Raw genomic sequence first — 15,045 nt, forward strand, 5'->3', positions numbered from 1 at the left:
GATTGTATCCAATTTACCGTCAATTATTACCACAGTTTTGCACAAATAAAGATGATTTCAATTCATCACAGGAGCACCATTGTGGCAACCATTTTACATATCGACAGCAGCGCACGGCCTGGCCGCTCTGATCTGGCCCCGCACGGGTCGCACAGCCGCAGGTTAACTGCGCATTTCATCGAAAACTGGCGTCAACATCGCCCCGACGATACGATTATGTATCGTGATGTTGGCGCAAACCCGCCCGCCCCGATTACCGGCGACTGGATCCACGCCGCTTTCACCAAACCGGATCAGCGCGAAAACTGGATGCAGGATGTTCTGGCCGAAAGCGATATGCTGATTGATGAATTGCTAAAAGCCGACGTGATCGTGGCTGGTGTGCCCATGTATAATTTTGGCATGCCCGCCCAAATGAAGGCATGGATTGAAAATATTGTCCGCGTCGGGCGAACCTTCGGCTTTGACCGGTCGCGCGGCACCATCCCTTATTGGCCGATGGTAACCGACAACAAATCCGTTGTCGTTTTATCATCCAGGGGCGATTACGGTTATAATCCCGGCGAAAGAATTGCCCATTTAAACCATGTGGAAGGCGGCGTTTTCACCCCGCTGGAATATATCGGCATTACCGATCACCACAGCGCCGCAATCGAATATGACGAATTCGCCGACACCCGGACGCACCGGTCAATTATGACGGCGGAAAACGATACCGCCAAAATCGTTGAGAAACTTGTGGCTCAACATGGCACCTAAATAATCCAGGCATGAACAAAGCTGTCAGCAAAGGGATTCATCGCTTTGCTGACACCCCCCTAAATGGGCATCGCCGCTGTTCGCTGGATCCGCCAATGATCCTTCATACCGCTTACCAACGCATCAAACACAACCCGGCAGCGCAAATTATTACGTAAGTCTTCGTGCATGGTCACCCAGCTATCAATAACAAATGAAAATTCTGGCAAAACATGCACCAAATTCGGGTCGCGGCGAGCGACACCAACCTGACAGGCACCAATGCCGTATCCGGCACGGATCATTGCCAAATGGGCAAGATGCTGGTCGGATCGAAACGAAAAATGGCAGTTATGAAACGCCTCGGGCAAGGATTGCATCATTCGCCGATCTTGCGGGTCCCGGTCAATACCGATCAGGTCGTGTTCAACCAGCCCCTCAATGTGCTGCGGCATACCTTTGCGCGCCAGATAATCGCAATGGGCAAACAGGCCCAGATTAATTTCACCAATATGCTGCACCACCAGCGCATCCTGACGCGGCGTAACCATCCGTACGGCAATATCGGCATCCCGGCGCAACAAATCTTCAACCTGGTTGCCAAGCGCCAGTTCTATTTCCAGATCGGGATAATTCCGCCGCAAATCGGTTAAAATACCGGGCAGAACCTCGACCCCGATCACATCGCTGGCGGTCACGCGCACCGTACCGCGCACCTCCTCATCCAGGCCGCTGGCCGCACGCAAAATCATATCGGCGGCAGCTTTCAGGTTTTCGGCATGGGGGCGTAATGACAAGGCAGCATCGGTAGGCAACAAACCGCCTGACGACCGGGTAAACAGGGTAACACCCAATTGACGTTGCAACTCGTCAATATGGCGGCCCAATGTCGGTTGGGTCAGGCCAAGAGCACGCGCCGCCGCCGACAATGATCCATGCGTCAGCACCGCCAGAAAACTTCGATAAAGGCCCCAGTCCGGTTGATACCCATCCATACATATTCTTATATCAAATATACAAACTTATAGAATACCGTTTATTTCGTTTCCCCCTACCCTGTGCATCTGAATAAACCCGTGTCCCGCACACTTCCCCTCGCACAGGAGACCACATATGGCAACCGCCCCAAAAACCGCCTTGATCCTGGGTGCCAATGGTGGCATTGGCCGCGCCGTTATGAACGAGCTCATCGGTCAAGGCTGGCACATTCGCGCCCTTGTTCGCGCCCTGCCCGATATATCAGCAGCGCCCCCCGTATCCCCGCAACACGCCCGGCCAATCGACTGGATCGAAGGCGATGCCTTAAATAAACACGATGTTTTGCGCGCCGCCGAAAATGTTGATGTTATTATTCATGCTGTAAACCCGCCAGGTTATCGCAACTGGTCGACATATGTTTTACCCATGCTTGATAACAGCATTGCCGCCGCCATTGCCAACCGCACCCGCATCGTTCTGCCCGGCACTGTTTATAATTACGGGCCAGATGTTTTTCCTGATATTGACGAAAACGCCCCGCAAAACCCGAAAACCCGCAAAGGAACCATTCGCGCCATTATGGAACGCAGGCTTGAAAACGCCTGCACCAAAGGGGCACGGGTATTAATTTTACGCGCCGGTGATTTTTTTGGCCCCACCGCCAAAAATAACTGGTTTTCCCAGGGCCTGATCAAACCGGGCAAACCGGTTAAAACCATCATTTATCCCGGCGCAAAAAATACCGGCCATCAATGGGCTTATTTACCTGACGTAGCCGAAACAATATGCCGCTTGCTGGCGTGCGAAAACCAGTTAGACAATTTTGCCCGTTTCCATTTTGGCGGCCACTGGGATGCCAGCGGCACTGACATGATTAATGCCATTCGCACCGCCTGCAACAACCCGGCCCTGCCCGTGCGCCGGTTTCCGTGGTGGCTGATCAAACCGGCCACGTTATTTGTGCCGTTTCTGCGTGAAATCGACGAAATGAAATATCTGTGGCGTCAACCCGTTCGGCTGAACAATTCACGGTTACGGACATTTCTGGGCGAAGAACCCCACACCCCGTTGGAACAGGCCGTTAAAACCACCTTGGCCGCATTCAACTGCCTGCCAAAATACATGCATACCGCCAAAAGCGCTAATTCTGGCGATACATATCCGCCTTTTCCGGGTCCGGTTCGACCGGGCCAATGATTAACCGCGCACCTTTTTTGCGAAAGATATAGCTCCAGGCCCATTGCACCAAAACCAGCGCCGGGGCCCGAATGCCGATCAGAAAATAAATATGGGCAAGGCCCCACACCCACCAGGCAAGGAAACCCTTTAATTTAAACCCGTTAAAATCAATAACAGCCCGGTGTCGGCCAATTGTCGCCAGATTACCCGCATGTTTATAGCTAAACGGTTCGCTATCCTGCCCTTTGATACGGTCAAGGATACGTTTACCAACATATTTTCCCATTTGTTTGGCGGCCGGGGCAATGCCGGGCACCGTTTGCCCGTCTCGCCATTCCACATGGGCGGCATCCCCAATCACAAATGCATCGGCATGGCCGGGAATGGCAAGGTCAGGTGTAACCTCTACCCGGCCACCCCGGTCTGTCCTGGCACCAGTCCAGTCGGCCATATGGTCAACCTTGACCCCGGCCGCCCAAATGACATTGGCACTTTGAATAAATTCATCACCAATTTGAACACCTTGCGGGGTAATATCGCTGACCGGCTGATTTAAAATCACCTCAACCCCCAGCTTTTCCAGCGACTGGCGGGTATATTCGGACAAATCTTCGGGAAAAGCACCAAGCAAGCGCGGCGCGCCCTCGGCCAGAATTATACGTGCATCACGCGGGTCGATACGGCGAAAATCGTGCGATAAAGCCTGCTTTGCCAATTCGGCAATGGCACCGGCCATTTCAACGCCGGTTGGCCCGCCCCCTACCACCACAAAATTCATAAATTGCTGGCGGGTTTCTTCGTTTTCAGCATTTTCGGCCCGTTCAAACGCCAATAAAAGACGTTTGCGAATTTCGGTTGCCTCGCCGATGTTTTTTAATCCCGGAGCCACCTTTTCCCAGTCATCATGCCCGAAATAGGATGTCGCAGCCCCGGTCGACAACACCAGATAATCATATTCCACCCGGTAATCACGCGCGATAATGCTTTTGCCCGCCAGATCAATGCCTGTGACCTCGCCCAAAAATACCGAAACATTGGGGGTATGGCTAAAAATACTGCGAATGGGCCAGGCAATTTCGGCGGGCGACAAATCGGCTGTGGCAACCTGATATAACAGGGGCTGAAACAAGTGGTGGTTGCTGCGGTCAATCAGCACCACTTCGACCTCCTTGCCAACCAGTTGACGCGCAACCGCAAGCCCGCCAAACCCCGCCCCAACAATAATTACGCGAGGTTTCTCGCCCGTTTTGGCAATTATTTTTCCCGGCATTTTATCAACACTCCATCACGGACCCGACCCCATGATGTATCGAAATACAGCATAGCATTTCGCATGGTCCCCATACAAACGCCTGAAAGCAATGACAGTTCCGCCTGTGACGCAGGTAACATTTGCCATACGTCACCTACCGCGCAGGACAAGACAAAACTTTGCTGATATAAACACTCCCGTCGCAGATATCGTAAAACAGGGCCTTGTCATGACTGATCCTTTTCGCTTGCATCCGCAACTGGCCGCCGACACCGATCTGGTAACCGAAGGGCCGCTGTCGCGTATTTTAATGATGAATGATGCCCGTTATCCGTGGTTGGTTTTGGTGCCACGTCGCAACGACCTGGTCGATTACGACGACCTGACCGCCGACGAACGCGAGATGCTCGGGCACGAATGTGCCGAAACATCCAAAACCCTGAAGCGCCTGTTTAACGCCAATAAAACCAACGTTGCGATGCTGGGCAATATGGTGCCACAACTTCATTGCCACGTTGTTGCACGCTTTCCCGATGATCCCGCCTGGCCCGGCCCGATCTGGGGTGTCGGTCAATCGCTTCCATTTCGTGAAGACGATGCCAGAGACCGCCTTTCGGCCCTGCGCGCCGACCTGATTTCAGCGTTCCGTCACAACTGAACCAGATCTTGACGCACATCAAGGCGGTGGATTTGGAATAATGCAAAAAACGCTTCATCACATTGATGAGGCCATATTCGCCATGACATCCACCGCCCTGCATCAGAAATACGACTTGCGCCTGCCGCGCTATACCAGCTATCCGACCGCCCCGCATTTCAGCCCGGCCGTCAATGGTGTGGTTTACCGGCGCTGGTTATCGGAACTGGACCAAAACCAGCCCCTGTCACTTTATTTCCATGTGCCCTATTGCGAGGAAATGTGCTGGTTCTGTGGCTGCAACACCAAAATTACCAAGCATTACGGCCCCGTGGGTAGCTATGTTGATGTGCTGCGCGCCGAAATTAAAAATGTGCTATCGGCCCTGCCGGGCAAATACCCGGTTGCCCATATTCATTTTGGCGGTGGCAGCCCCACCATTCTAAGTGCCGATGACCTGCGCAATATTATGGGTGATATTGCGCAGGGCTTCGCCATTTTGCCTGATGCCGAAATTGCCATTGAAATGGACCCGCGCACCGCCAAGCCCGACTTTATGGATGCAATGCGCGATTGCGGCTTTACCCGATCCAGCATCGGGGTACAGGATTTTAACGACACCGTGCAAAAGGCGGTAAACCGCGTGCAGTCGTTTGAACTGGTTGCAGGTGTGATTGCAGGATTGCGCGAACGCGGCATGACCGGCATCAATGTTGATTTGATGTATGGGTTGCCGTTTCAAACCATCGATGGCGTAATGGATACCGTTGATAAAACTGTAACCCTGAACCCCGACCGTTTATCGGTGTTTGGTTATGCCCATGTACCCTGGATGAAAAAACACCAAAACCTGATCCCGACCGAAGCCCTGCCCGGCACATCGGAACGGTGGGCGCAATATGACGCCATTCAGAAACGCCTGTCCGAACACGGATATGTTGCCATCGGACTGGACCATTTCGCCCGCGCCGACGATGAAATGGCCCAGGCCATGCTGGCAGGTGATTTGCACCGGAATTTCCAGGGCTACACAACAGATCGCGCCGAAGCGCTGATTGGCATGGGCCCGTCGGCGATTTCGTCGCTGCCACAAGGATATGCCCAAAACGACCCGGCTTTGGCCCGCTGGAAACGCTGCGTTGAAGATGGCCTGATGGCCATTGAAAAAGGCATCGCCATTACCGACGAAGACCGCATCCGCCGTGATGTGATCAACGAACTGATGTGCCATCTTTCGGTCGATTTGGATGAAGTTTGCCGTACGCATAACGTGCCTGTATCACGCTTTGCTACGGAACTTGATCAAATCCGTAAAATGGCAGTCGATGACATTGCAACGGTTTGCTGCAACACCATCACCGTAACACCAACCGGCCGACCGCTGGTCCGTGCGGTATGTGCCGTGTTTGACACATTTCTGGATCACAGTGCAAACCGCCATTCGCAGGCCGTGTAATATTATAATCTGACCATCATAAACAAAACCGGGGCTGACATGTGGTTGTCGGCCCCTGTTTTATTCCAGATGAATATGCTAGGGCACAGATTATATAAACAGCTGTGACCAGCACCCTCCCGGTGTCTGTTACATCCGCACCGACGCCGCGTCTTCAATCTCGCGCGCCAGCGTCGCTACAAGCTCGGCTGCTGGCAAAGCGCGCGAAAGTGGTGCCCCCTGACCGGCCCACTGCGCACCAAAACCATATTCACCTTGGGCTTTGCCTGCCGCATTCAGGGCTTTTCCCGCGTCATAGGCAATTGGGTATTCCGGCACGACCTGATCGCAGGCACTTTCGTGCAACGCTGTAAACCGGTTGGCAAGGGCGCGCGCCGGACGCCCGGAAATGATCGACGTTAACCGGGTATGGAAAGCACCCGGACCACCCAGCGCCCGGCGATAGGCATCGTCCGCCGCCGATTCAGGGCATCGAATAAAGGCTGTGCCGATCTGGGCCGCAATCGCCCCAAGGTCAAGTGCCGCCGCAATACCGGCCCCGTCCATAATGCCCCCCGCGGCCACAACCGGCACCTTGCAGTGGCGCACCAATAAACGTGTCAAAGCAAAGGTGCCCAAACCTTCATCATATACCGCAGGATCAAAAATACCGCGGTGTCCACCCGCCTCAATACCTTGGGCAACAATCACATCAACACCTGCCGCCTCTATTTTTCGGGCTTCATCCAGGCTTGTCGCCGTCGCCAACAACGTAATTCCCGCCTGTTTTAATGCGGCAATGGCCCCGGCTGCCGGCAAACCAAAATGGAAACTGACGACCGCGGGTTTGACCTCTAACAGCAACGACAGCATATCGGGATCATCAATAAAGCTTTTGTAAATTGTGCGTAACCGGGCGGGTGGTTCAGCGTCAAATTCGGCAAATACCGGTTTTAGGTATTCAAGCCAGGCAGCTTCATTTTCCGGGCTTGCCTTTGCCGTCTTATGCGCAAAAACATTAACGTTAAAAGCCCGGTCTGTTCGGCTTTTTACCTCGTCGATCATATTTCGGGCACCATCTGCATTGGTTGCCCCCACACCAATAGATCCAAGCCCGCCCGCGTTGCACACTTCCGCCGCCATCATCGGTGTTGAAACACCTGCCATCGGGGCCTGAATAATAGGCAAAGCAATATCCAACCTGTGTAGCATTGTGTTGTCTCCTTGGCTGTTTGCACATCATTGGCAACGGCCCGAAATCGGCCCTTTTGATCATCATTCCAGCTATAACTGACACAAACTAATTCTCAAATAAAGAATTTATTGTTGTATTTATTCCCTTATTAAGAATATAAAATCCGGATCGATCCTGCAACGGAGAAGTTTTTATGGATATCGCCTCGCTTGCGGTTTTTCGCACTGTCGCCCGCGAACAGGGCATCACACGCGCGGCCGAACTTCTTGGTCGCGTGCCCTCAAACGTCACAACCCGTATTCAGCAACTTGAAACCGAAATCGGCGTTGCCCTGTTTCAACGCGACAAAAAACGTATGATTTTAACCGGCGAAGGTCTGACTTTTCTGGACTATGCCGAACGCATCCTTAACCTGGCCGACGAAGCCCGGCAGCTTGTAAACCCGGCAGCACCGGTTGGCACCCTGCGTGTCGGATCAATGGAAAGCACAGTCGCAAGTCGCCTGCCCGTCCCGTTAGCGACATTCAACAAAAACTGGCCGCAGGTTACGATCGAACTTTCAACCGCACCAACCCGCCAGCTGATCACAGCCTTGCAGGCCCATCATATTGATTGCGCCCTTATTGCTGTTCCGTCTGGCGAATGGTGGCTTGGCCAGGCTGAGCTCGACAAAGTCCCTGTTTTTCGCGAAGAACTGGTACTGCTTTTGCCGCCGGGCCACCCCGACATTGAACACGCAACAGACATTGAGCCGAAGGCTTTGGCCGCTTTTGCACCGGGCTGCACCTATCGGATGCTGGCCGAGGAATGGTTAACCCAATTTGGGTCGCGCAAAGCCCATTTCACCATTCAGGAAGTTAATTCCTATCATGCGATGTTTGCCTGCACCGCAGCAGGATCCTGCGTTAGCATCATGCCGCGCAGCGTTGTCAATTTGATCAACCATTTGGGCGACGTCAAACAACATCCGCTTACAACGGTCGATACCTATCTTGCCTCGCGCCCGGGTTTTTCCACCCCGGCATTTGTCGAGTTTCAAAAAACCCTTAGCGCGAGTACCGATTTTAAAGGCGAAGCCTGAAGCAAAACCGTCGTCATAACGCCAACCAGCCGCCCGCCAATGCGCGCGAAATGTGGTGTCCGTGCTTGATACATTCCCACACCGTGGTGCAGCCGCCATTCACAGCCAACCCGCACAGAACACAAAAAACAAGGACTGGCAGCACTTAAGCTGCCAGTCCCCGAAGCCTGATTGCCTGGGGCAAATCAGTTATCCCAAACCGGAGCAAGTCCGTCGGGACTGACAATTCGGCCATCGGGCCGTGCCAGTGCCGATATCGCCTGCATATCGGCTGTCGAAATTTCAAAATCAAAGATATCGAAATTTTCCACCACGCGTTTCTCGCCCACGGTTTTGGAAAGTGCAATCAGGCCATCTTGCTGGATCACCCAGCGCAGAACAATCTGCGCAACGGATTTTCCATATTTGGCCCCAAGTTCCTTCAAAACATCGTCTTCAAACACCTTGCCATCGGCCATGGCGTAATAAGATGTAATCGACATTCCTGTCTCTTTTGCGGCAGAAATCACTTTTGACTGATCAATATAGGGATGAACCTCGATCTGGTTGGTCACAATCGGGGCATCGCTCAGGGCAACGGCATCCGCCATTAATCGGGTGCTGTAATTACTAACCCCGATATGACGCACTTTACCGGCCTTGCGCACTTCGTTAAGCGCGCCGATCTGCTCAGCCAGGGGCACTTCCATTTTCGGCCAATGCAACAGCAACAGATCAACATAGTCGGTTTTCAGCTTTTTCAGGCTTTCCTCGACCGATGCGATAAAATCATCATGGCGAAATTTATCGACCCACACCTTGGTGGTCAGGAAAATATCGTGGCGCGACACGGATGACCCGGCAATAGCACTGCCAACTTCGGCTTCATTGCCATAAATCTGCGCGGTGTCGATGTGGCGAAAGCCAACTTCAAGTGCCTTGGGTACAATGCGCAACACGTCTTCGCCCGGCATCCGAAATGTACCAAAGCCCAAAGCAGGAATATCGGCACCATTGGCTTTTACGTTATGCATCCATAGTCTCCTTGTTGATTTTTTCGCGGTATATCGCCCGCTTGTTTTCAACCCGAAATCTATGTCTGTTCTGAAATCATGCAAGGAAGAAGCCTGCGAATTAAATTCCAAGCTGTCGATCATCCGCCACGCGGCACAATGTCACACTGTGCATCAGCCCCGCTCACCGATCAATTCAAGGCAGCGCTGGGCAACTAAGCGTGCCGGCTGCAGGGACGGATGGCGAAAGGCTTCCAGCCTCGTCACTGACGGCACGTCATTCACGGGCAGTTCCCCTACTGCCAATGGCCGGGCAAACCCGCGATCAAACAGGTTTTGATGCAAACGACGATGACGCGGGGCGGCAATACCATCCGGGGCATAAATATAAACTCCACCCAGGGCTGCACAGGCCTCACAGCACATTGAAACGGAATCACCCGTAACAATCAAAATATCGGCCAGTGCCAAAAACCCGAAATAAGGGTTGTCTTCGGTACTGTTCCAGCCATGCAAATGAAATGGCACATGTGCCTTTTCCAGCAATTCTGCAATCAGGGCTTCATTTTCGCGCCCGGTACGGCGACTGGTCGTCACCAGCAACGATCCGCCATTATAACGTGCAGCATTAATGGCGGTTTCGGTCACATCACGGGCCATGGCGGCAGTAAACCTGGTTTTTTTGGTGCTGCCGCCCACAATCAGGGCAATCAACGGGCGCGGCATCCCCTGAAACTTCCCCTGCCATGCCTTGCCTTCCAGCACCAGCCGGGTTTCACTGATGCGATGGGGCGCACCGGGAATCTCCAGTACATTTTCGGCGGGCCTCACGCCGTCATGGGCGGGAACGGCGATAAGGTCAAATTCCCTTTCACCACCATCGGGCCGCATGATCTGGCAAATCCGGGTTTTACCGCCGCTTTGCCGCTTGATCCAGCGCGCCACCGGGGCTGTTCTGCGGCCGGCAGCAATAACCAGATCGGGCCATGGTGCCTGCAATTTTTCGCGGGATCGCGGGGTTACACCCAGCAAGGATGCCCGGCGAATGAAATTGGGCAATCGCGCAGCCCCGCCATAGGAAATGTCGATACGCTTAAACGGGCATGCCATGGCTTCGGCCACCCCAACCGCCTGATTGACATTGCCGGGCCGATCATCAGCCAAAACCCAAATCCGGTTTTGGCCGGTTTCCGTCATTGCATTATCTGTCATTCTATCCCGCATCATCGCGTAGCAGCCTGAACGTGGCGTTCCTCTCTGTTATAAAACAGACCAAAACAATTACCAGCCCCGCAACATCATCGCCCGGCACGATCTTTTATGGGTCATAGCCGCATTGGGAATGAAAATATCGCAAGACAGGCAGAAACAGGGCATATTACAAAAAATCATCCAGTGCTTTTGCTGTGCCGATAAATCCGGGAAATGTCCACCCAATGTTAAAAACATCGCAATCCGTTCGCCGCAGTGCGCGCCTTGTGCTGGTGGGCATGTTGCTTTTGTTGCCCGTCACGATTTTTATCAGCATGCAGGGCTGGCGCGAAACCCGCATTGTGACGCTCGAAGAAGAAGGGCGAAACAAACTGGAACTTTATCGTTCCAACCTGCAAGGGGCGATCAAGGAACACGAATATCTGCCAATCACGCTGGCATCGGACCGGCGCATTTTAACGCTGGCGGGCATGCATCACCCCACGGCCGAAGATACCAACGAAGTTAACCGCTATCTGGAAAAACTGGCGGCTGACAGCGGTGCATCCGATATTTATTTTATGGACAATACCGGCGAAACCATTGCTGCAAGCAACTGGAACAGCAACGCATCCTTCGTCGGCCGTAATTTTGGGTTTCGCCCGTATTTCAAACAGGCAATGGGTGGAAATACCGGGCATTATTTTGCCTTTGGCATCACATCGAACGTGCCAGGATATTATATTTCCCACCCGGTTCTAACCAATGGCCGCGACATTGCCGGGGTGATGGTGGTCAAAACTCACCTTGAAACGCTGGTTAATCGCTGGGCGCGCGGCGGCGAAAGCGTTCTGGTCGAAGACGAAAACGGCATTGTCATTATTTCCTCGCACCCGGAATGGCGCTTTCGCGATTTGCGCGGCCTGTCCGAAGGGCAGCGCCGAAATGTTTTAAAATCACGCAAATATGGCGAATACCCGTTAACCGCCATGCCCGTGACCAAGGGCAACTGGCCGCGTGATGGCGTAATGTCCACGCTGGAACTGGCGTCCATTGCCACCGAAACCCCGATAGAGCATGACACCACCATCAGCGATGACCGGCCCAACGATGTAAACACCACAAACATTACCCCCGACCCGGCAGGAAACAATGCCGTCACCAACACCGACGACGGGCTAAACCGCACCTCCGCTCCATTCGGAAAATCGGTTGCAGGCTTTCCTGCTCCGCGTCCGGATGACAGCCAGTCTGCATCTTCACGAACGCCCGCAACCACCCGGTATTTAACCATCGGCAGCACCCTGCCCCGGCAAGGCTGGCGCATATTTTTGCTAACTGACAAGGCCGTTCTGGACCAATCCATTCTGGCTGCTGCCTTTATTGCCGGGGCCATCCACATCATTATCATGGGCACCATTTTTATGTTGTTGCAGCGTCGGCGCGCCATGCTTGAACAGCTTGAAATTCGCGACTGGTCGCAACGCGAACTGGAACATCAGGTAAAATTGCGTACCGCCGATTTGATGAACACAAATGTGCGCCTGGCCGAAGAAATTACCGAACGCCAACGCACCGAAGATGCCCTGCGCACCGCCCAGGCCGAACTGGTGCAGGCCGGAAAATTAGCCGCCCTTGGCCAAATGTCAGCCGGGATCGCCCATGAAATAAACCAGCCGCTAACCGCCATTCGCAGCTATGCCGACAATGCCCGCCAGTTTTTTGCCCGCGGACAAACCGAACCCGTTGAACGCAATTTAACCCGCATTTCCGAACTGACCGAACGCATGGGGCGCATCACCAACCATTTAAAAACATTTGCCCGACGCCCCGAATATGACAGCGGCCCGGTTGACGTTGCCCACGCCATTCAAAAGGCCATTGATCTGGTACGTGAAACAGGCCGCGTATCAAATGCTGTTATCGCGTTTCCACGCCCGAAACAGGGCATGTTTGTAACCGCCGAAGAAACCCAGCTTGAACAGGTTTTTATCAATCTGCTTACCAATGCCGCCGATGCCAGCCGCGATCAGGATGACGCACGGATCATGATTGATATCACCCGCGGGTCTGATCGTGTTTTTGTCAGCGTATCGGACAATGGACCGGGCATATCGGACCAGACCATGCCACAACTGTTCGACCCGTTTTTCACCACCAAACAATTTGGCGACGGGCTGGGGCTTGGCTTGTCAATCTGTTATGGCATCTTGCGCAGTTTCGGGGGCACCATACGCGCCGAAAACCTTCCCGCCCCTGACGGCGGCGCATGTTTTATTGTTGAATTGCGCCCGGTTGATACAACCGGCACCGGCATCGAACGACGCAATATCGCGGCAGGCTCGACGGCGGCGAAAGCCGGTGTTAAAACACCCGTCCATGAATTTGCACTTTTAGACGACGAAACCGCCACTTCCTTCGCCCGCGATCCGACAACGGGCGCAGGCAAGGCAGGACCCGGCGTATTTCGATCCGTACTGCGACCAAAGGATAAGCGGTGACCCACCCCTGCGAACACGTACTGTTTGTTGACGATGATGCCGATGTGCGGGAAGCCGCACAACAAACGCTGGAACTGGCAGATATCCCGGTCGAATGTTTTGAGCGCCCCGAACTGGCCCGCGACCGTATCGCCAAAGGCTGGCCCGGCATTTTAGTGACCGACATTCGCATGCCCAAAATGACCGGCATGGAATTGCTGGAACAAACCATCGCAATTGACCCTGACCTGCCGGTTATTCTGGTAACCGGGCACGGCGATGTGGCAACGGCTGTCAAAGCCATGCGCAGCGGGGCCTTTGATTTTATCGAAAAGCCGTTCGCACCAGACTATTTTATCGACATCGTACGCCGGGCCTGCGCACACCGCCGCCTGATCAGCGAAAACCGCGCCCTGAAAGCCGAACTGGCCCGCCACCTGCCCGCCAGCAACGGCCTGATTGGCCGGACCCCGGCAATGGAAAAACTACGCGGGTTAATTGGCAATATCGCCACCACCAATGCCCATGTCCTGATCAACGGTGAAACCGGTGCCGGCAAGGAAGTTGTCGCACGCACCCTGCACGATATGTCGGGCCGCAATGGGCCGTTTGTTGCCATCAATTGCGGGGCTGTGCCCGAAAACCTGATTGAATCCGAACTTTTCGGCCACGAAGCCGGGGCGTTTACCGGCGCAGACCGCAAACGCATAGGTAAATTTGAATTTGCCAATAAGGGCACGGTCTTCCTTGATGAAATCGAAAGCATGCCATTATCGTTACAGGTAAAGCTGTTGCGGGTTTTGCAGGAACGTGCGCTGGAACGTCTGGGCTCCAATACCACCCAACCCATTGACCTGCGCGTGGTCGCCGCCACCAAGGTTGACCTGCGTGACGCGGCATCGCGCGGCGAATTTCGCGAAGACCTTTATTACCGCCTTAATGTTGTTCAGCTGCACATCCCGCCGCTCCGCGATCGCAAGGACGATATTCCCCTGTTATTTGCCCATTTCCTCAAACAGGCCGAAGACCGGTTTGGTCGCAGCTTCGACCCGCTGGACCCGCAGGAACTGGCGCGTTTTTCCAGTTATGACTGGCCGGGAAATGTGCGCGAATTGCGCAATGCTGCCGAACGCCGTGTGCTGGGCCTCGACACCCTGACACATGAGGCCGGTAACGATGCCGACTTAACCCTTCCCCTGCCCCGTCAGGTCGAAGCCTTTGAAAAAAACCTGATTTGCGAAGCCCTGCGTAAACATGGTGGCAATGTAACAGCCACGGTTTCCACCCTGGGGGTCCCACGCAAAACATTCTATGACAAACTGGCAAAATACGAAATTTCACCCGCCGATTTTCGTAACCGCCCCGAAAACGACTAACACCACCACCTTTTCGTATACTGACGATACGGTACATCCTGGGTATCCCTGGTTCGCATCAACCTACACTATCGATCCGGGCCGTTCTTCACATTTTCAAACCAGTTCATTCCCCTTGCCAGCTCTCCGCCATGGCAAGGTAAATGCGCCGTAGCCAAGGCCATGGACAAAACCTTTACGCGAATAATTTAAACCTTTTTTCGTTGGTATTTCGCAGAAATTTCCCACATGCTGTTAAAAGGATGTCGCCAAAGCGCGAAATTAATGTGCGAAAAACCGCACATATTAGTTTTGCACTGTGCGGAAATCATAACAAAAATAACAGCTTACGCTGCAATGCACCATAAGCCAAAAGCAAGCCAAATAGCTGATATGCTTTGTGGTTATAACGCAAACAGCAAACTGGCCCGGAAGTTGCTTATTCAGGGCAGCGCCTGTTACGGCGGGATAGAATGACGCCGATTCAATGGCGCACTATTGGGAAAACGCATTAAGCTTTTAGGGAGAACAT

Annotated in this window: 12 protein-coding genes; 7 read left to right on the forward strand and 5 right to left on the reverse strand. The window is 53.6% G+C overall.

Going from position 1 to position 15,045, the window contains the following annotated elements:
* Positions 1 to 81: 81 nt before the first annotated feature.
* Positions 82 to 759, forward strand: coding sequence for an FMN-dependent NADH-azoreductase (locus tag THS27_RS10695; RefSeq protein ID WP_085590638.1), 678 nt, complete (start codon positions 82 to 84; stop codon positions 757 to 759).
* A 59-nt stretch (positions 760 to 818) separates the two neighbouring features.
* On the opposite strand, the gene THS27_RS10700 is transcribed toward THS27_RS10695, so the two are convergent.
* Entirely contained in the window at positions 819 to 1,733 is a 915-nt protein-coding gene (locus tag THS27_RS10700) for a LysR family transcriptional regulator (RefSeq protein ID WP_085590640.1), read from the reverse strand.
* A 118-nt stretch (positions 1,734 to 1,851) separates the two neighbouring features.
* Between THS27_RS10700 and THS27_RS10705 the strand changes: the two genes are divergently transcribed.
* Positions 1,852 to 2,913: an NAD-dependent epimerase/dehydratase family protein gene (locus tag THS27_RS10705; RefSeq protein ID WP_085590642.1), complete on the forward strand. Its 1,062-nt coding sequence runs from the start codon at positions 1,852 to 1,854 to the stop codon at positions 2,911 to 2,913.
* On the opposite strand, the gene THS27_RS10710 is transcribed toward THS27_RS10705, so the two are convergent.
* The gene (locus THS27_RS10710) at positions 2,858 to 4,165 is read right to left on the reverse strand and encodes an NAD(P)/FAD-dependent oxidoreductase (RefSeq protein ID WP_085590644.1); all 1,308 of its coding nucleotides are present in this window, start codon (positions 4,163 to 4,165) and stop codon (positions 2,858 to 2,860) included. The genes THS27_RS10705 and THS27_RS10710 overlap by 56 nt on opposite strands.
* A 211-nt stretch (positions 4,166 to 4,376) precedes the next feature.
* Between THS27_RS10710 and THS27_RS10715 the strand changes: the two genes are divergently transcribed.
* Both THS27_RS10715 and hemN read left to right on the forward strand, forming a co-directional pair.
* Positions 4,377 to 4,805, forward strand: coding sequence for an HIT domain-containing protein (locus THS27_RS10715; protein ID WP_085590646.1), 429 nt, complete (start codon positions 4,377 to 4,379; stop codon positions 4,803 to 4,805).
* Between the two features lie 40 nt (positions 4,806 to 4,845).
* On the forward strand, positions 4,846 to 6,240 hold the full coding sequence (hemN, locus tag THS27_RS10720; RefSeq protein WP_085590648.1) for an oxygen-independent coproporphyrinogen III oxidase: 1,395 nt from the start codon (positions 4,846 to 4,848) through the stop codon (positions 6,238 to 6,240).
* Positions 6,241 to 6,369: 129 nt separating this feature from the next.
* Here the strand turns inward: hemN and THS27_RS10725 are convergent, their stop codons facing one another.
* On the reverse strand, positions 6,370 to 7,431 hold the full coding sequence (locus THS27_RS10725) for a nitronate monooxygenase family protein (RefSeq protein ID WP_085590650.1): 1,062 nt from the start codon (positions 7,429 to 7,431) through the stop codon (positions 6,370 to 6,372).
* Positions 7,432 to 7,607: 176 nt separating this feature from the next.
* Here THS27_RS10725 and THS27_RS10730 point away from each other — a divergent pair, with 176 nt between their 5' ends.
* A complete protein-coding gene (locus tag THS27_RS10730) occupies positions 7,608 to 8,495 on the forward strand; it encodes a LysR family transcriptional regulator (protein WP_085590652.1) in 888 nt (295 codons plus the stop codon).
* A gap of 185 nt (positions 8,496 to 8,680) precedes the next feature.
* Here the strand turns inward: THS27_RS10730 and THS27_RS10735 are convergent, their stop codons facing one another.
* Positions 8,681 to 9,508, reverse strand: coding sequence for an aldo/keto reductase (locus THS27_RS10735; RefSeq protein WP_085590655.1), 828 nt, complete (start codon positions 9,506 to 9,508; stop codon positions 8,681 to 8,683).
* A gap of 153 nt (positions 9,509 to 9,661) precedes the next feature.
* Complete coding sequence (locus THS27_RS10740) at positions 9,662 to 10,699, reverse strand: mitochondrial fission ELM1 family protein (protein WP_246832928.1); 1,038 nt, start codon at positions 10,697 to 10,699, stop codon at positions 9,662 to 9,664.
* 224 nt (positions 10,700 to 10,923) lie between these two features.
* Here THS27_RS10740 and THS27_RS10745 point away from each other — a divergent pair, with 224 nt between their 5' ends.
* Both THS27_RS10745 and THS27_RS10750 read left to right on the forward strand, forming a co-directional pair.
* On the forward strand, positions 10,924 to 13,179 hold the full coding sequence (locus tag THS27_RS10745; RefSeq protein ID WP_246832929.1) for an ATP-binding protein: 2,256 nt from the start codon (positions 10,924 to 10,926) through the stop codon (positions 13,177 to 13,179).
* Positions 13,176 to 14,534 carry a sigma-54 dependent transcriptional regulator gene (locus THS27_RS10750; protein WP_085590657.1) on the forward strand — a complete coding sequence of 453 codons (1,359 nt, stop codon included), beginning with the start codon at positions 13,176 to 13,178 and terminating at the stop codon, positions 14,532 to 14,534. The genes THS27_RS10745 and THS27_RS10750 overlap by 4 nt, the downstream gene beginning before the upstream one ends.
* Positions 14,535 to 15,045 lie beyond the last annotated feature (511 nt).

Source organism: Thalassospira sp. MCCC 1A01428 (assembly GCF_002115825.1).
Classification (GTDB): Bacteria; Pseudomonadota; Alphaproteobacteria; order Rhodospirillales; family Thalassospiraceae; genus Thalassospira.